The organism is Streptomyces sp. SCL15-4, assembly GCF_033366695.1.
Classification (GTDB): Bacteria; Actinomycetota; Actinomycetes; order Streptomycetales; family Streptomycetaceae; genus Streptomyces.
On the sequence record NZ_JAOBTQ010000001.1, the window covers coordinates 7636589 to 7652828 of the forward strand.

At 75.6% G+C, this 16240-nt stretch carries 17 protein-coding genes; 9 read left to right on the plus strand and 8 right to left on the minus strand.

Annotated elements, in window-relative coordinates; translation table 11 throughout:
• The first annotated feature begins 2 nt into the window (after window positions 1-2).
• A complete protein-coding gene (locus SCK26_RS34525; protein ID WP_318205299.1) occupies window positions 3-1622 on the plus strand; it encodes an amino acid ABC transporter substrate-binding protein in 1620 nt (539 codons plus the stop codon).
• A 129-nt stretch (window positions 1623-1751) separates the two neighbouring features.
• Entirely contained in the window at window positions 1752-2279 is a 528-nt protein-coding gene (locus SCK26_RS34530; protein ID WP_318205300.1) for a hypothetical protein, read from the plus strand.
• Between the two features lie 74 nt (window positions 2280-2353).
• Here SCK26_RS34530 and SCK26_RS34535 read toward each other — a convergent pair whose 3' ends face one another.
• Both SCK26_RS34535 and SCK26_RS34540 read right to left on the minus strand, forming a co-directional pair.
• The gene (locus tag SCK26_RS34535; protein ID WP_318205301.1) at window positions 2354-2767 is read right to left on the minus strand and encodes an SRPBCC family protein; all 414 of its coding nucleotides are present in this window, start codon (window positions 2765-2767) and stop codon (window positions 2354-2356) included.
• 85 nt (window positions 2768-2852) lie between these two features.
• The gene (locus SCK26_RS34540; protein WP_318205302.1) at window positions 2853-3674 is read right to left on the minus strand and encodes a serine hydrolase; all 822 of its coding nucleotides are present in this window, start codon (window positions 3672-3674) and stop codon (window positions 2853-2855) included.
• 194 nt (window positions 3675-3868) lie between these two features.
• Here SCK26_RS34540 and SCK26_RS34545 point away from each other — a divergent pair, with 194 nt between their 5' ends.
• From SCK26_RS34545 to SCK26_RS34565, 5 genes are all read left to right on the plus strand, one after another.
• On the plus strand, window positions 3869-4909 hold the full coding sequence (locus tag SCK26_RS34545; RefSeq protein WP_318205303.1) for a permease: 1041 nt from the start codon (window positions 3869-3871) through the stop codon (window positions 4907-4909).
• The gene (locus SCK26_RS34550; RefSeq protein ID WP_318205304.1) at window positions 4906-5625 is read left to right on the plus strand and encodes a TIGR03943 family putative permease subunit; all 720 of its coding nucleotides are present in this window, start codon (window positions 4906-4908) and stop codon (window positions 5623-5625) included. The genes SCK26_RS34545 and SCK26_RS34550 overlap by 4 nt, the downstream gene beginning before the upstream one ends.
• 154 nt (window positions 5626-5779) lie before the next feature.
• The gene (locus SCK26_RS34555) at window positions 5780-6382 is read left to right on the plus strand and encodes a hypothetical protein (RefSeq protein ID WP_318205305.1); all 603 of its coding nucleotides are present in this window, start codon (window positions 5780-5782) and stop codon (window positions 6380-6382) included.
• A gap of 315 nt (window positions 6383-6697) precedes the next feature.
• Window positions 6698-6895, plus strand: coding sequence for a hypothetical protein (locus SCK26_RS34560; RefSeq protein WP_318205306.1), 198 nt, complete (start codon window positions 6698-6700; stop codon window positions 6893-6895).
• A gap of 28 nt (window positions 6896-6923) precedes the next feature.
• Window positions 6924-8108 (plus strand): YihY/virulence factor BrkB family protein, encoded by a 1185-nt coding sequence (locus SCK26_RS34565; protein WP_318205307.1) that lies wholly within the window; start codon window positions 6924-6926, stop codon window positions 8106-8108.
• A gap of 28 nt (window positions 8109-8136) precedes the next feature.
• Here SCK26_RS34565 and SCK26_RS34570 read toward each other — a convergent pair whose 3' ends face one another.
• The 4 genes from SCK26_RS34570 to SCK26_RS34585 form a co-directional block, all read right to left on the minus strand.
• Complete coding sequence (locus SCK26_RS34570) at window positions 8137-8886, minus strand: SDR family oxidoreductase (RefSeq protein WP_318205308.1); 750 nt, start codon at window positions 8884-8886, stop codon at window positions 8137-8139.
• Between the two features lie 71 nt (window positions 8887-8957).
• Window positions 8958-9617 (minus strand): response regulator transcription factor, encoded by a 660-nt coding sequence (locus tag SCK26_RS34575; RefSeq protein ID WP_318205309.1) that lies wholly within the window; start codon window positions 9615-9617, stop codon window positions 8958-8960.
• Window positions 9614-10879 (minus strand): hypothetical protein, encoded by a 1266-nt coding sequence (locus SCK26_RS34580; protein WP_318205310.1) that lies wholly within the window; start codon window positions 10877-10879, stop codon window positions 9614-9616. The genes SCK26_RS34575 and SCK26_RS34580 overlap by 4 nt, the downstream gene beginning before the upstream one ends.
• Window positions 10815-11966 (minus strand): sensor histidine kinase, encoded by a 1152-nt coding sequence (locus SCK26_RS34585; protein WP_318205311.1) that lies wholly within the window; start codon window positions 11964-11966, stop codon window positions 10815-10817. Before SCK26_RS34585 ends, SCK26_RS34580 begins: the two co-directional genes overlap by 65 nt.
• A 137-nt stretch (window positions 11967-12103) precedes the next feature.
• On the opposite strand from SCK26_RS34585, the gene SCK26_RS34590 reads away from it, so the two are divergent.
• Window positions 12104-13393 carry a CPBP family intramembrane glutamic endopeptidase gene (locus tag SCK26_RS34590; RefSeq protein WP_318205312.1) on the plus strand — a complete coding sequence of 430 codons (1290 nt, stop codon included), beginning with the start codon at window positions 12104-12106 and terminating at the stop codon, window positions 13391-13393.
• A gap of 287 nt (window positions 13394-13680) precedes the next feature.
• Here the strand turns inward: SCK26_RS34590 and cpt are convergent, their stop codons facing one another.
• Window positions 13681-14202, minus strand: a complete 522-nt coding sequence (cpt, locus tag SCK26_RS34595) for a chloramphenicol phosphotransferase CPT (protein WP_318206155.1) — start codon at window positions 14200-14202, stop codon at window positions 13681-13683.
• A gap of 190 nt (window positions 14203-14392) precedes the next feature.
• Between cpt and SCK26_RS34600 the strand changes: the two genes are divergently transcribed.
• Entirely contained in the window at window positions 14393-15289 is an 897-nt protein-coding gene (locus SCK26_RS34600; protein WP_318205313.1) for an NAD(P)-dependent oxidoreductase, read from the plus strand.
• Window positions 15290-15317: 28 nt separating this feature from the next.
• On the opposite strand, the gene SCK26_RS34605 is transcribed toward SCK26_RS34600, so the two are convergent.
• The gene (locus SCK26_RS34605; RefSeq protein ID WP_318205314.1) at window positions 15318-16136 is read right to left on the minus strand and encodes a hypothetical protein; all 819 of its coding nucleotides are present in this window, start codon (window positions 16134-16136) and stop codon (window positions 15318-15320) included.
• Window positions 16137-16240 lie beyond the last annotated feature (104 nt).

Below are 16240 nucleotides of genomic sequence, written 5' to 3' on the forward strand. Positions count from 1 at the left end.
GGATGCCCAGGTGGAAGAAGATCCTCTACGCCCTGCTGGTCACGGCGGCCCTCGTGGCGGGAGGCCTGTTCGGCTGGTCCTTCCTCCACCGGCCGGACACCTGCGCCGAGGGTGTCGAGCGGATCGACGGCGAGTGCGTCGGCGTCAACGGCGAGGGCTACGACTTCGGCACACGGGAGATCGGCGCCGTCGCCCGGGCCATCGCGCAGGAGAACAAGCGGATCGAGAAGGACCCTCATGTGACGGTGGCGATGATGCTGCCGCTCCACTCCGGCAACGAGGCGCTGAACCGGCAGATACGCAGCGACCTCCAGGGCGCCTACCTGGGACAGCTGCAGGCCAACGAGGGCGAGGGCGAACCACCGAAGATCCGGCTGGTGCTGGCCAACCCCGGCCGGGAGTACGGTCACCAGGCGCCGGTCGTGGACACCCTGCTGCGCATGGCCCGCTCTCCCGGGGACCGGCTGCGCGCCGTCACCGGCTTCAACCTCAGCCTCGACGCCACGACGGCGGCCGTCGACCGCCTGACCGCGCACCAGGTCCCCGTGCTCGCCTCCCGGATCACCGGCGACGGGATCGCCAACGAGGAGGGCCTGGACGCGGTGGCCAAGCCGAAGTTCCCCGGCCTGGCCCGGATCATCCCCACCAACCACGAGGTGGCCCGGGCGCTGGCCGCCTTCACCGGGGGCCTGGACCGGGAGGACCGCCGGACGGTACTGGTCCACGACACACGCGAGGACAGCTACAACGAGTCGCTGGCGAAGGCGTTCGACAGCATCGAGGAGAAGGGCCCGGCCGGACCCGCCGAGATGTCCTTCACCTCCCCGGCGATCGACGAGGCCGGCTCCACCGGCAACCAGTTCACCCAGATCGCCAACAACATCTGCAGCTCCGAGGCGGACACCGTCTACTTCGCGGGGCGCACGGTGCACCTGCGGCTCTTCGCGCTCAAGCTCGCCGAAGTCGGCTGCGGGAAACGGCACTACACCATCATCAGCGGCTCCGACGCCGCCTCGCTGCGGCAGTACATGAGCGAGGAGAACTGGGAGAAGCTGCGCGGCACGGACGGCGAGGCGAAGGTCACGGTGCAGTACGCCGCCCCCGCGCACCCCCAGGCCTGGGACACCGAGCTGACCGCCTGGCGCAAGGAGTGGCGCGAGCGCCACCACCGGGAGCCCACCGGCAAGGAACTGCCCCAGTACCTCGCGGAGCCCAAGGCGGCCCTGGACCGCCTGCGCGGCCTCATCGACACTACGCGGCGCGCCGGAACGGACCTCGGCACCCCGCCCAGCCTGGAGGACTCCCGCACGATGCTGGTGTACGACGGCATGGTCACCATCGGCACGGCCCTGCACCAGGTGCAGAACGGCCCCGCCGAGAAGGTGCCCGGCCTGGAGGAGGTCGGCCAGGAGTGGGTGCGGCTGAACGCCCAGCACCGGGTGGCGGGCACCAGCGGCCTGATCTGCCTGACCGGCGGCGGCAACCCCTACGACAAGCCGGTCGCGGTGGTCGAGCTGGACCCGGGCCGCAAGGGCGAGGGCACGCTGAAGTACGTCGGCCTGGGCTGGCCCGCCGGCGGGCCGCAGCCCAAGAACTGCGTCATCCCCAGCAGAACCCCGTGACACCACCGCCCGGCGGGCGTGCGTCACGTCACATATGACCTGGTTCGCACACCCCTCCCGGGCGTGCCGGGCGCCGGGCTACCGTGGCGTGGAGCTTCGTACCCCCTCGTTACCTCGGACGGCCCGGCTGTGCTCACTGACCTGTCCCCCCTGATCGCCGCCACGGCGCGCTGGCTGACGGTCGCCTACCCGCCCAGCGGCGGCGCGCTCGCCACCGCGCTGTGCGAGGCCCAGGCCCGGCAGGCGGCCACGGTCGCCGCCCGGCTGCGCTACCCCACCGACCTCGACGCCGGCCTGGTGACCCTCGCCGGCCCCGGAGGCGCCGGCCGGCTCGACTGGATCGCCGGCGCCGAACCGGCCGGCGAACACCTCGCCGCGGATCGGGCGTGGCGCACCTGGGTGGACGAGGTCGTCGCCAGCTGGGCCGCCGTGCTGCTCACCGACCCGGACCTGGCCGCCCTCGCCGTAGCGGCCCTCGCCGAAGGCGGACCCGCCGCCCACGCCCCGGCGGAGTACCGCCGGCTGCTCGACCCCGACGACAGCGACCGCCGCGCCGCCGCCCTGCTGCGCCACCCGGACCTGCTGGCCCCCGTGGCCGGGCTGCACCGCGACCAGCTCCTCGACCGCCTCGCCCCGGGCCGATCCCTCGCCGCCTGACCGGCAGGCCACGGCGGACCGGCCGGCCGTCCCGGTGCCGGCCGGTCCCTGAACGCCGGGGTCCGGGCGGCGTGTCAGCCGGCCGTGTGGTCGGCGCGCATGCGCACCTGTTCCTCCAGCCGTCGCAGGCTGCCGTCCAGGGCGTCGTACACCGCTCCTTCGCCCGGGTCGTGGCCCTCGTCGAAGAAGGACAGGTGGACGGTCACCTCGCTGGCGCCGCTGCCGATGCCCGCCACCTGGAGCCAGCCGGTGTAGCTGCCCTGCTCGCGGGTGCCCCACTCCAGGCGCATCTGGTCCGGCTGGGCCCGCAGCAGGGCGGGCATGTCCTGGCCGGAGAGATCCTCGTGCACGGTCACGGCGGGCGGGTCCTGGACGTGCACGTGCAGTGCGTCCGGGAGCCAGGCGTCGAGCTGGTCGGCGTTGGCCGCCTGGTCGAAGACGTGCTCGGGCTGCGCGGGCATGGTGCGGGAACGTTCGTACTCGGACATCGCGGGAGCGCCCCTTCCGGTCGGAAGCCGTACTCCGACCGCGTGCCCCTTCCGCGGCCGCCGAAAAGTGGGGGACGGACAGGCCTCAGACCGCCGCGCGCGCCGTGCGCTCCACCAGGGATATGCCGGCGCCCATGGACGCGTTCCCGTCGGACAGCACCGCCACGAGGTACCGGTGTTTCCCGACCGACACCTCGCCGACGCTGTTGACGTCCCAGCGGCCCGTGGTGGTCCGCTGCAGCCAGCCGTTCTTCAGCACCGGCCGGGCGTGCGCGCCCCCGGCCGCCGGGACACCCCAGGTCTGCCCGGGCACGACCCGGCTCATCAGCGTACGGACGTAGGCGCGGGAGGCGGCGTCGAGTCCGCCGGAGCCCCGGCGCACCGTGCCGCCCGGGCCGAACACGGCCCGCAGCAGCCGCACCTGATCGCTCGCGGTGGTCCGGGTCAGGCCCCACTTGCCGCCGGGCCCGCCCGTGGTCGAGGTCAGCCCCAGCCGCTCGTTGGCCGCCGCCAGCCCGCCGGCGCGGCCGATGCGCCGCCACAGGGCGTTGGCCGCCGCGTTGTCGCTGCGCCGGATCATCGGCTCGGCGAGGTCCCGTTCGGCTCCGCTGAGCGGGCGCCCGGCGTCCTGTGCCCGGAGCAGCAGCGCCGCGAGGATGTCGATCTTGACGATGCTGGCCGTGTCGTACGGCCGGTCCTCGCCGCGCACCACGGTGGTGCGGCCGGTGCCGTCCAGGTCGAGCACGGCCGCCGTGGCGTGCGCCGATGCCTTCGGTGTCTTCCCGGACGGGGCGGACGCGGTCGCGGCCGCCGCCGGGTGCGGAAGGCCGGCGGCCAGCAGGGCGGTCGCCGAGGCCGCGAGGGCGCCGGCCGTGGTCCGTGCGGTGCGGGAGAGGCGGGACGACATGGGTCACGAACGTAGACAACCCGTGCGTCCGGCGACATGGCCGCCGTCACGTTCGGGCCCGGTTCGCGCCGATTGTGACAAGAGCCACCGACGGGTGCGACGAGCCGCCCGGGCCGCGTCCCCGGCGGCGTGTACGCGCGGCCGGGCCGCCCGCCTCGCCTATCGTCGGCCCGACACCGACATCCGGAGCGACGATGCAGAAAACGGATGATCCGGCCGGTGCGGCGGGGCCCGCGACCGCCGTACCCGCCGGTCCGCCCGTGCGCCGGGTCCGGGCGTGGCCGCTCGGCGCCGTCCTCGTGTGCGCCGCCGGTGCCACGGCCGTGCTGCTGCTGCCGGCCGGCACCCGGTGGCTGGAGCATCCGGCCGTCCAGGCATGGCGCACCGTCTCGCTGGCCATCACCGTGCAGGCGCTGCCGTTCCTGCTCCTCGGCACCGCACTGTCCGGCGCCATCAACGCCTTCGTGCCGGCCGGCCTGTTCACCCGGGTGCTGCCGAAGCGGCCCGCTCTCGCCGTACCGGTCGCCGGGGCCGCCGGCGCCGTCCTGCCCGGCTGCGAGTGCGCCTCCGTGCCCGTCGCGAGCAGCCTGATCCGCCGGGGCGTGCCACCGGCCGCCGCCTTCGCCTTCCTGCTCTCCGCGCCCGCGATCAACCCCGTGGTGCTCACGGCCACCGCCGTCGCCTTCCCCGGCGACCCCGCGATGGTCGCCGCCCGGCTGCTCGCCTCCCTGACCACGGCCGCCGTGATGGGCTGGCTGTGGCTCTGGCTCGGCAAGGAGGAGTGGCTGCGTCCCCTGCTGCGCCACCGGCACACCGGGCACCGGCACGGCCACAGCCGCTGGACCGAGTTCCGGCTCGGCTTCCGGCACGACTTCCTGCACGCCGGCGGCTTCCTGGTGCTGGGCGCGATGGCCGCGGCCACCTTCGACGTCGCCGTGCCGGGCTCCGTCCTGGACGCCTTCGCCGGCTCGCCATGGCTGTCCGTGCCGTTCCTGGCGGGCCTCGCCGTGCTGCTGGCCGTCTGCTCGGAGGCGGACGCGTTCGTCGCGGCCTCGCTCACCGGGTTCTCGCCGACCGCGCGGCTCGCCTTCCTGGTGGTCGGCCCGATGGTCGACCTGAAACTCATCGCGCTGCAGGCCGGCACCTTCGGCCGGGCCTTCGCCTGGCGGTTCTCCGCGGCCACCACCGTCGTCGCGGTCATCGCCGCCGTCCTGATCGGAGGCGCCCTGTGGTGAGACGGCTTGTCCACAACCTGCTCCTGGCCCTGACCGGGGCCGGCCTGCTGCACGCGGCCCTCTTCACCGACCTCTACCTGCGCTATGTCAAGGCCGGACTGCGCCTGCCGCTGATCGTGTCCGGCGCGGTCCTGCTGCTGCTCGGCCTGGCGGCGGCCGCCAGCCGCGAGGGCCCCCGCGGTGCCGTCGGCCACGGGCACGACCACACCGGCGCCCCGCGCGTCGCCTGGCTGCTGTTCCTCCCCGCGCTGAGCCTGCTGTGCCACGCCCCGCCCGCGCTGGGCGCGTACACCGCGGCCCGCGCCGGCGACAAACCGGTCGCCGCGCAGCGGGGTTTCGGACCGCTGCCCGCGACCTCGCCGCTGCCGCTGACCCTCACGGACTTCACCAAGCGGGTCCAGCAGGACCGCGGCCTCGCCGTCGCGGGCCGCACCGTCCGGCTGACCGGCTTCGTCACCCCGGCCGGGCACGGCGGCTGGTACCTGACCCGGATCGTCTTCTCCTGCTGCGCCGCGGACTCCCGGACGGTCCGGGTGCGCATGTACGGCCGGCCGGCCCCGCCCGCCGACACCTGGCTGGCGGTGACCGGGACCTGGCACCCGGGCGGCACCCTGGGCACCCGCACCGCTCAGGCGGCGCTCGACGTCGGGGACGCCCGCCCGATCGCCCCGCCGGTGAACGCCTACACCGACGACCTCCCGCTGACCCCTTCCTGACCCGGTTCCCGCACACGGCTTGCCGAGCAGGGCGTACGACCGGCCCGGACGGGTGCAGGATGGTGTCGTGACGCTCGTTCCGAGACCGGGTCCGGTCGCCGCGCAAGGGCCGCCCCGGTCGCGGGCCGCCGGCGCGCGGAAGGAGGCGGTGACGATGACACGGACACCCTCCACGGCGGTCACCCGGGTGTGGCTGTGGCGCTGGCGGCGCAACCCGCTCAAGCGGCACAGCGATGTCGTCGAGGCCTGGATCGTGCTCGCCGGCTGGCTGCTCGTCCTGGCCGCGGGGATCGTCGCCGGCCTGGCGGCGGCCCACACCTCCGCGTCGGCCTTCGCGGCCCGGCAGGCCCGGTCGCACCCCGTGTCCGCCGTGCTCACCGACGGCACGGCGGGAATGGCGGCCGCGGCCAGCGGCTACGGCGACGGGCGGGTGTGGGCGACCGTGCGCTGGACGGACGCGGACGGCTCGGTGCGCACCGACCGGGCCGAGGTCGTCCCCGGCGCCCCCGCCGGCAGCCGGGTCACGGTGTGGACCGACCGGGCCGGCCGGGTCGTGCCGGCGCCCGTCACCGGCACGGCGGCCGACGTCCAGGCGGCCCTCACCGGAGTCCTCGTCGCCCCGGGAGCCGGCGCGCTGGCCTGGGGCGGGCTACGGCTGGTCCGGGGCCGGCTCATCCGGCGGCGCATGGCCGAGTGGGACGAGGAGTGGAGGCAGACAGGACCCCGCTGGGGAAACCTCAGCGGCGGCGTCGGCTGACCGGGACGCGGAACCGGGCCCGCGAGGCCGAGCCCGGCCCCGGCACCGACCGGCCCGGCCCCGACCGGCCCGGCGAGGAGACGGGCCATGCCCTCTCCGGCCGGTGCCGCTATGGCCGTGTCCGCTCCGGGCCGGTGCCGCTATGGCTGGGTCCGCCCGTCCTGGGCTGGTGCCGCTACGGCCGTGCTCTCTCCGGTCGGCGCCGCTGTCGCCGTCTCCTCACCAAGCCGGTGCCGATCGCGGCCGTGTCCTCACCGGCCCGGCGCGGGGACGGCCGTGTCCACCGGGCTGCCTCGGCCCGCTTCCTCCCCGGACGTGCTCCCCGTCGCACGCCGGCCCCACGCCGGTGACCGTGTCTTCACCGTCTTCACCGTCGTCACCGCCATCACCGCCTTCGTCCTGACCGGCACGGCCCTGCCGGCAGCCGGCTGCCGCGCCGCCGCACGGCGCGACGGAGACCGGCGGGCGCGGGACGCCGCGGCACCGGCAGCCGGATCGACACCGCGGGCGTGAGCGCGCGCCGGCTGGTTACCCGGCTCTCATGACCAAGCTGCACGTTCCACGGCTGCGTCACCGGCACGCCGCCGACGAGAGCCCGGAGCCGGCGACGCCGGCACGGGAGGAGACCGGGCCCGCGCCGCAGACGGAGCGGGCGGTGCCGGAGAGGGACGAGGGCCGGGCGACCGCGGACCGTCGTGACGAGAGCGCGGAGCCGCGGACGCCGGCGCCGGAGGAGGCCGGGCCCGCGCCGGAGACGGAGCGGGCGGCGCCCGACAGTCCGGTCCGGCTGCCCCGGCGGGCCTGGGGCGCGGTGTTCCGGGGCGCGCTGCGCGAGTTCCGGGACGACCAGCTCACCGACCGGGCCGCGGCGCTCACCTACTACGCCGTGCTGTCCCTCTTCCCCGCCCTGCTGGTGCTGGTGTCCCTGCTGTCCGTCGTCGGCCGGTCGGCCACGGACCGGGTGCTGGCCAACGTCCAGAGCCTCGCTCCCGGACCGGCCCGGGACATCATCGTCCGGGCCGTGGGACAACTCCAGGACAAGGCCGGCATCGGCTCGGTGATGGCCCTGGTCGGCATCGTGCTGGCGGTGTGGTCGGCGTCCGGCTACGTCGCCGCCTTCATCCGCGCCGCCAACGCCGTCTACGACATGCCCGAGGGCCGCCCGGTGTGGAAGGTGCTCCCGGTGCGCGTGGGCGTCACGGTCGTCCTGATGGTCCTGTCCGTGGCCGGCGCGCTCATCGTCGTCTTCACCGGCGGCCTCGCCAAACGCGCCGGGCAGGCGCTCGGCGTCGGCGACACGGCCCTGACGGCGTGGTCGATCGCGAAGTGGCCGGTGCTCGTCGTGCTCGTCACCCTGATGATCGCGATCCTGTACTGGGCGACTCCCAACGCCAAGGTGCGCGGCTTCAAGTGGATCACCCCGGGCAGCGTCCTCGCCCTGCTGATCTGGATGGTGGCCTCCGCCGGCTTCGCGTTCTACGTCGCCGGTTTCGCCTCGTACAACAAGACCTACGGCGCCATGGCCGGAGTCATCGTCTTCCTGGTCTGGCTCTGGATCACCAACCTGGCCATCCTGCTGGGCCTGGAGTTCGACGCGGAGACCCTGCGCCAGCGGGCCATCGCCGGCGGCCATCCGCCCCACGCCGAACCCTATGTGCAGCCCCGTGACACCCGGAAGTGGGACGAGGAGGACGTACGCCGCCTGGACCGGCCGGACCGGTCCTGACGCGCACATCCGCCCCGTCCCGTCCGGCTCAGGCCGCGTAGCCGCCGTCCACCGAGAACTCCGCACCCGTCACATAGGCCGCCTCCGGTCCGGCGAGGAACGCCACCATGGACGCCACCTCCTCGGCCGTGCCGAAGCGGCCCAGCGCGGTCATGGCCGCCTGACCGGAGGCGTGGGGGCCGTCCGCGGGGTTCATGTCGGTGTCGGTCGGGCCCGGGTGCACGACGTTCGCCGTGATGCCGCGCCCGGCCAGCTCCCGCGCCAGCGCCTTCGTCAGCCCGGTCACGGCCGACTTGCTCATCGCGTACAGCGTGGCCCCGGGCCCCGGCACCCGCGCGGTGAGACAGCTGCCGACGGTGACGATCCGCCCGCCGGTGCCCATGAGGCCGGCGGCGGCCCGGGCCGCCAGGAACAGCCCGCGCACATTGACGGCGAGGACCCGGTCGACATCGGCGAGGGTCAGGTCCTGAAGTGGTGCCATGACGCCGACGGCCGCGTTGCCCACCAGCACGTCCAGCCCGCCCAGTTCCCGCGCGGCCCGCCGTACCGCGTCCGCCGCCTCCTCGGCGTCCGCCGAGTCGGCACGCAGCGCCACCGCCCGCCGCCCCAGCGCCTCGATGTCCCGCACGACCGATTCGGCCGCGTCCTTGTCGTGCACATAGGTCAGCGCCACGTCCGCGCCCTCCCGGGCCAGCCGCCGTGCCGTCGCCGCGCCGATGCCCCGGCCGCCGCCGGTGACCAGGGCCGTCCTGCCATTGAGGTTCTCTCGTGAAGTCATGTGTCCATCTCACCGCCGGTGCGCGGGAAGCACCGGCGGTGAACGGACATCGACCTTTCCGGCCGGCCGGGTCAGCCCGTCAGGTGGCCGCGCGGGCTGATCAGGCCGGTCTCGTAGGCGAGGATCGTGGCCTGGACGCGGTCGCGCAGCTGGAGTTTGGACAGCAGGGCGTTGACATGGCTCTTGACCGTGCCCGTGGTGACCCCGAGTTCGGCGCCGATCTCGGCGTTGGTCAGCCCCGAGGCGATCTTCAGCAGGACCTCGCGTTCCCGCTGGGTGAGCCGGCCCAGCGGCCCGCCGGCCGCGGGCGGCGGCGGGGCGCCGCGGGCGAAGGTGTGGATGAGCCGGCCGGTCACGGCGGGCGCCAGGATGCCGTCGCCGGCCGCGACGACCCGGATCGCGGACAGCAGTTCGTCGGGCCGGGCGTCCTTCAGCAGGAACCCGGACGCCCCGGCGCGCAGCGCCTCGTACACGTACTCGTCCAGGTCGAACGTGGTGAGCACCAGCACCCGCGGCCCGCCGGGCGACGCGGTGATCAGACGGGTGGCGGCCAGCCCGTCCATGCCCGGCATCCGGATGTCCATCAGGACCACGTCGGCCTCCCGGGCCGTGGCGAGGGACACCGCCGTCGCCCCGTCGCCGGCCTCGGCCACCACGGTCAGATCGGGTTCGGCGTCCACGATGGCCGCGAATCCGGCGCGGACCACGGCCTGGTCGTCGACGACGATCACGCGTATGGCGACGGGGACACCTCCTGGACGGGGGCCGCGAAGGCCCCGGCCGGCAACGACACCCGTAGCGTACCGGCCGGTTCGCACACCATCCGTCCCTCCCCGGCGGCGACCTGCACCCGCAGCCGCTCGGCGACCGGGCCCGCGACGGCCAGCCGGACCCCGCTCACCGTGATCCGCAGGGTGCCGCGGCGGCGCCGCAGGGTCACCCGCGCCGGGCCGGGATCGCCCGCGCCGAGCGCGGCCTCGACGATCCGGTACACCGACACCTGCGTGGACGGCGGCAGTCCCCGGGCGGCCTCCGGCAGCCCCCGCAGCCGTACCTCCCGGCCGGCCCGGCGCAGCGCCCGGCACAGGGCGTCGAGGTCGGCGGCGGACGGCGACGGCGCCAGCGGACCGCCGGGTCCCGCGTCGCCGCCGTCCGCCAGGCCGTGCAGCATCTCCCGCATCGCGGCCAGCGCCGCCCTGGCCGCGTCCGCGACCTCGGCCAGTTCACCCCGGCGGGCCGCGCCGACCAGCGCCCGGGTGTGCGCCGGCACCGCCTCGCGCAACGTGGCCGCGAGCCGCTGCCGTTCGGCCTCGGCCGCCCGGTCCGCCTGCCACATCGAGCTGGCGAACGCGAAGTCGTCGTAGGCCAGGGCCCGCACCCGGCGGCGGCGCACCAGCAGCCCGGCACCCCACACGGCGGCGAACACCGGGGCCAGCAGGACGGACAGGAAGAACGGCAGCAGGACGGCCTCGGCCGGGCCCGCCGGCTCACCCGCCACCATGCCGTCGGCGCACGCGAGGGCCGCCACGGCACCGGCCGTCCCGAGCGCGGCCACGGCCGGCGCGGGCCAGGTGTGCCCCGGGCCCGAACCGTAGGCGGCGACCGCGTACACGGCCAGTGCCTCCACGAGCGTGCCGGCGACCAGGAACTGCGCGACCTGGGACGGCAGCGGCACCGCGACGACGGCCACCGGCCCCAGCCAGGCCGACGCCAGCACCGCGCCGAACACCGTCCACGGGGCCCGCCTGCGCCACAGCAGCGGCAGCGCGTGCAGCACCAGCAGCCCGCAGACCACCAGCAGCGTCGGCAGCACGGCCCGCCGCGCGGCGGCCGGCCAGTCCTCCGTCAGCGCCAGCGCGCACGCCACCGGCAGCAGCGTCGCGGCCAGCGCCAGCGCCGGATCGGCGAACCGCTGCTCGCGCAGGACGTCACGCCGCCAGCCGGCCTCCTCGGGCCGCGGCGACGCGGCACCGTCGGGCAGCGTCGCGCGCACCCGCCAGCCGCCTTCCGGCGTGGGCCCGGCGGTCAGCTCGCCGCCCGGCCGCGGCGGCCCGCTCCCGCATCCCGGCCACGCCGCGCCCGGCGCCGAGTCCGCCGGCCGTCTGCGGCGCGACGCGCGGCGGCGCGTTCTCCACCGTCACCTCCAGCAGCCCGTCCACCCGCCGGACGACCACCCGGGCGGCGGCGCCGGGCGCGTACCGCAGCGCGTTGGTCAGGGCCTCGCGGACGATGCCGTGCGCCGCCTCGGCCGCCGGGCCCGCCAGGTCGTCCGGGATCCGCGCGGTGACCGGGCGGCCCAGCCGGCCGAACCCCGCGACGAGTTCCTCGATCCGTCCGCTCATCGGCCGGTGGTCCGGCCGGCCGGTGTCCCGCAACAGCCCCACCAGCCGTTGCAGCGCCGTGAGCGTCTCGGTGCCGGTACGCTCGGCGAACGCCAGCGCCTCGGCGGCCAGATCGGGCCGGTCGTCCCGGAGCCGCAGCGCCGCGTCCACGGTCACCACGACGGAGGTGAGGTGATGGGCGCTCACGTCGTGCAGTTCCCGGGCCAGTCGCCGGCGCTCCTCGTCGCCCGCCAGGCGGCGCGCCTGCTCGGCCCCGGCCAGCCGCCGGGCGGCGGTCAGCCGGCCGGCGAGCCACTGGCGCCGGGCCTCGCCGAGCCCCGCGCACAGCACGTACGTGCCCAGGGAGACGGCCATCGTGGACAGCAGCGGGGCCCGCAGGCCCTCCGTCACCGCGGCTCCCACCCATTCGACGCCCACCGCGGCGGCCAGCGCCCGCACCGTCACCGACACCGGGCAGCGTACGGCGACGGAGTACAAGGCGATCAGCGAGCCGAGGCCCGCATAGCCGTCCGGCCAGGCGAGTCCGCCGAGGGCCAGGGCGGCCAGGGTGCCGGCCAGCGACCGCACCGGTGCGGTACGGCGCCACCCGAGGGCGGCCGTCTCCACGGCCAGCGCGCCCACCACGGCGGCCAGGGCGAGCGGGCCGGGGGTGCCGTCCGGGTTCACCCCGGGCCACAGCAGGACGCCCTGCCCGGTCGCCAGCAGCAGGGGCAGCAGCCAGTTGCGTATCGTCTCCATGTCGCCGACGAGCGTAAAGGCCGGTCCGTGTGGCGGGCACCGGCCCCGAGGAGGAGGTCCTTCCCCAACCAGGGATAGAGACACCGCTCCTGCCGGGGGCCGATGGCACACCTCCGTGTTTTCGGCAGGCTGACGGCATGACACAGCCGCCGTTCGCCGAGCGACTCCCGTACCACCGTCTGGCCCGTCTCACGCCGCACCACCGGTGGTGGCGCCCGCTGCTCGGGACGCTGGTCGTGGCCGTGGCCTACGTGCTCGCCGTGCTCGTCCTCCTGCTGTGCTCCGCCGTCCTCGGCACGGCCCTCGGCTATCCCGCGGACGCCGACGGCTGGCCGGAGTTCGGCCCGGTGCCGGGCACCGCGGTCGACCTGCTGTCGATCGCGGTGGGCCTGCCCGTCCTGCTGCTGACGGTGCGCTGGACCGGCCGCCGCCCGGCGGGCTCGGTCTCCTCGGTCACCGGGCGGCTGCGGTGGCGCTGGCTCGGCCTGTGCGTGCTGACCGCCGTGCCCGTCCTCGCCCTGGCGACAGGCGGCATGTTCCTGCTGCCCGAGGAAGGCGGCGAGGCGCGGAGCGAGTGGGTGGGCGGGCCGGAGTTCGCGCGGGCCCTCGCCGTGCTGGTGGTGCTGGTGCCGTTGCAGGCGGCGGCCGAGGAGTATGTCTTCCGCGGCTGGCTGACGCAGGCCGCGGGGGCGTTCCTGCGTTCGCCGTGGGCCGCGCTGGTGCCGCAGGCCGTGCTGTTCGCGGCCGCCCACGGCTGGGGCACCCCGTGGGGCTTCGCCGACCTGCTGGTGTTCGCGGCGTGCGCGGGCTGGCTGACCTGGCGGACGGGCGGACTGGAGGCATCCATCGCCCTGCACGCCGTCAACAACCTCTTCGCCTTCGGCATCTCGGCCGCCGTCGTGGACGGGCTCGCCAGTGACGAGACCGCGGCCGACGCGGGCTGGCAGACGGTGCTGCTCGATGTCGCGGGCATCGCGCTCTACACGGCGGCCGTGACATGGTGGCTGCGCCACCGCCCCCTGGAACGCACCGCCCCGGCGCCACCGCCCCCGGCCCACCCGTACGCCATGGCCCCCGGCCAGTGGCCGGCCCCCCTGACGACCGGCACCCCGCTCCCGCCGAACCGGCCGGCTTACCCGGCGACCGGCGTCCCGCTTCCGCCGCACCGGGCTCATCCGGCGGCCGGTGCCGCCGTGCCATCGGACTGGACGGGACACCCGGCGGCCACACATCCGGTGCCACAAGCGGGGCCGGGCCGCCCGGCGACCGGTGCGCCCGCGCCACAGGCCGGGCCGGACCACGCGCCGGCCGACGACGTGGTGCCGCCGGTCTGGCCGCCGCACCCGGGGGCTGTCTCACCGTGGCCGGGTCCGGGCCGCCCGACCGAGCCGGCGGGCACGGGCGAGGAGGGCCCCGACGGGGTGTGAGCGGCGGGCTGCCGGGGCGGGTGCCGGTGTTCCGGCGGGCTCGGTGGCTTTGCAGGGGCCTGCCTGTGGGCCGGGTCGGGTCGTCCGGCCGGGCCGGTGGGTACGGGGAGGACGGTTCGGCACGGGGCGAGCGGCCGGGTGGTCGGTGCGGGGGCACGTCCCGGTGGGCCCGTCGTACAGGTGGGTCCGTCCGTCAGCCCGCCTGCGCGGGGCGTCCGGGGGAGTCGGCGGGAGCCTCGGCTCCCGGGGCGCGGGCACCGTGGTTCAGGCACATCACGGGGTGTCCGTCAGGTCACCCGTGCGGCGATGGTCCGTGCGCACTCCAGGGACTCGGTGCGGGTCGTGTCCACCTCCATGTCGTAGGAGACACCCTCGTGCACCGCGTGGGCCTGGATCAGGGCCATGCCCTGTATCCGGTCGCCGCGGGCGGTCTCCCGTGCCGCGGCGACCTCCGGGTCGCAGCGGACGCCGACCCACAGCACGTCGAGTCCGTCCAGGGCCTTCCGCCACCGCCGCTGGGAGCCGGCTCCGCCGAGGAAGACATCGTCGACGACGATCCTGGCGCCCGCGCGGGCCGTCGCCGCCACGCCCTCCCGCCAGGCCTCCTCCAGTGTCCGGAAGTCCGCGCCGACCACCACCTCGCCGTCCGCCGCGAACTCGATCCCGCCGTCCGCGTCCCGCAGCCTCGGCGGCAGCGCGTCCACGAACGCGTCGATCCCGAACGCCAGCCAGGCGTCCGGCAGTACGGCCTGAAGGCAGCGGACGATCCCCGACTTCCCCGCGCTGGAGCCACCGTTGAGAACGATCACCTGAGTCACCGGACCACCGTACGCGGCCTGCCGGCGCGACGGCGCGGGAGCCGGTGTCCCGGACCCGGGTGGCGTGCGGGGCCACGGGCCCGGCTGGTGGAAGATCTGTGCGGGGGCCGGAGCCGTACCCGCACCCGGGAGACGTGTCCGCCGGCCGCCGATCCGCCGCAACCCTCCAGGAGTCGACGACATGACCGACAACCTCACCGTGACCGTCCTGGGCACCGGCATCATGGGTGCCGCGATGGCCCGCAACCTCGTGCGCTCCGGACACACCGTGCGCGTCTGGAACCGCACCCGCGCCAAGGCCGAACCGCTCGCCGCCGACGGCGCGCGGGTCGCCGGCACGCCCGCCGAGGCCGTCGAGGGCGCCGACGTCGTCCTGACCATGCTCCACGACGGCCCGGCCGCCCTCGATGTCCTGCGCGAGGCCGCCCCCGCGCTGCGCTCCGGCACCGCCTGGGTGCAGTCGAGCACCGCCGGCACCGAGGCCCTCGGTGACCTGGCGGACTTCGCCCGCGCACACGGCCTGGTGTTCTTCGACGCGCCCGTGCTCGGCACCCGGCAGCCCGCCGAGGCCGGGCAGCTCCTGGTCCTCGCCGCGGGACCGGCCGGGCACCGGGCCGCCGTCACCCCGGTGTTCGACGCGATCGGCAGCCGTACCGTGTGGACCGGCGAGGACGGCGCGGCCGGCAGCGCGACCCGGCTGAAGCTGGTCGCCAACAGCTGGGTCGTCGCGGTCACCGCCGCCGCCGGCGAGACACTGGCCCTGGCCAAGGCCCTCGGTGTGGACCCGGGCGACTTCTTCGGCGCCATCGACGGCGGCCCGCTCGACATGGGCTATCTGCGCGCCAAGTCCCGGCTCATCCTCGACGACCGGCTGACACCGGCACAGTTCGCGGTGGCGACGGCGGCCAAGGACGCCCGGCTCATCGTCCGGGCGGGCGAGGAGCACGGCGTACGCCTGGACGTGGCCGCCGCGAGTGCCGAGCGCCTGGAGCGCGCCGCCGCGCAGGGCCACGCCCACGAGGACATGGCCGCCGCCTACTTCGCCAGCTTCGGCGAAGCCGAGGGGCCGTCCGCCTGAGCGAGGACCCGGCGGGAGGCGTCGGGACTCACTGGGCGGGTTCGGTGCCCTCCGCGTCCCCGGGCGTCTCCCGAGCCGGCTCGGTGACCACGGTGTAGAAGACGGACGAGCCCTGCTTGGAGCGGTGCGCGCCGTTGCGGGCCACGAGGTTCTCCAGCGTGGTGCGTACGACCTTCGTCTGCACCGCCCGCTCGGGGTGCGCCCGGCCCAGCGCCTCCGCGACCTCCGCGGCGGAACGCGGCTCGTTCTGCTCGGCCAGGTACCGGCGGACCAGTTCGACGAGCGTCGGCTGCGCCGGCTCCGCGGACGCCTTCGCGTCCGCCGTGTTCCCGGCGGTCGCCTTCGCGTCCGCCGTTTTCGCGGCCGTCGTCTTGGCGTCCGCCGTTTTCGCGGCCGTCGTCTTCGCGGCTGCCGTGTTCCCGGCGGTCGTCTTGGCGTCCGTCGTCTTCGCGGCTGTCGTGTTCCCGGCCGTCGTCTTCGCGGCCGTGGTCTTCCCGGCCGTGGTCTTCCCGGCCGTGGTCTTCGCGGTCGCGGCCTTTGCGGTCGCCGGCTTCTTGGCGGCCGGCTTCCTGGTCGCCGGCTTCTTCGCGTCGGGGCGCCGCGCGTCGCCGCTCTTCTGGCGCGGAGCGGGTACGACCGCGCCACCGGCCGACGCGGCGATGCCGAGCGCCTGCTGCATGTTCTGCAAGATGGCGTGGTCGTGCTGAAGAGCGGCCAACCGCTCCTGGAGCGATGCGATCTCGGCGGTGACGCGCTCCTGTTCGTGGACGTTGTGCTCCAGGTCCTTGGTCACCTGGCTGACGTACTGAGAGGCCAATTCCGTGACGGGCCTCGCGGTTTCCGGCATACCTACCTCCGCTTGTGGTGCGACACCTGGATGATACGGGTGAGTTAACCCGTTCTCACCCTTCGTGACGACAGACACGGCGGTGGAGCCATGTGTCCGCCTTG

Coding starts and splice junctions, on each gene's coding strand:
- SCK26_RS34590 (WP_318205312.1), top strand. CDS start 12,104: ATGACACAGCCGCCGTTCGCCGAGCGACTCCCGTACCACCGTCTGGCC.
- SCK26_RS34570 (WP_318205308.1), bottom strand. CDS start 8,886: ATGACTTCACGAGAGAACCTCAATGGCAGGACGGCCCTGGTCACCGGC.
- SCK26_RS34605 (WP_318205314.1), bottom strand. CDS start 16,136: ATGCCGGAAACCGCGAGGCCCGTCACGGAATTGGCCTCTCAGTACGTC.
- SCK26_RS34545 (WP_318205303.1), top strand. CDS start 3,869: ATGCAGAAAACGGATGATCCGGCCGGTGCGGCGGGGCCCGCGACCGCC.
- SCK26_RS34565 (WP_318205307.1), top strand. CDS start 6,924: ATGACCAAGCTGCACGTTCCACGGCTGCGTCACCGGCACGCCGCCGAC.
- SCK26_RS34585 (WP_318205311.1), bottom strand. CDS start 11,966: ATGGAGACGATACGCAACTGGCTGCTGCCCCTGCTGCTGGCGACCGGG.
- SCK26_RS34600 (WP_318205313.1), top strand. CDS start 14,393: ATGACCGACAACCTCACCGTGACCGTCCTGGGCACCGGCATCATGGGT.
- SCK26_RS34535 (WP_318205301.1), bottom strand. CDS start 2,767: ATGTCCGAGTACGAACGTTCCCGCACCATGCCCGCGCAGCCCGAGCAC.
- SCK26_RS34540 (WP_318205302.1), bottom strand. CDS start 3,674: ATGTCGTCCCGCCTCTCCCGCACCGCACGGACCACGGCCGGCGCCCTC.
- SCK26_RS34555 (WP_318205305.1), top strand. CDS start 5,780: ATGACACGGACACCCTCCACGGCGGTCACCCGGGTGTGGCTGTGGCGC.
- SCK26_RS34525 (WP_318205299.1), top strand. CDS start 3: ATGCCCAGGTGGAAGAAGATCCTCTACGCCCTGCTGGTCACGGCGGCC.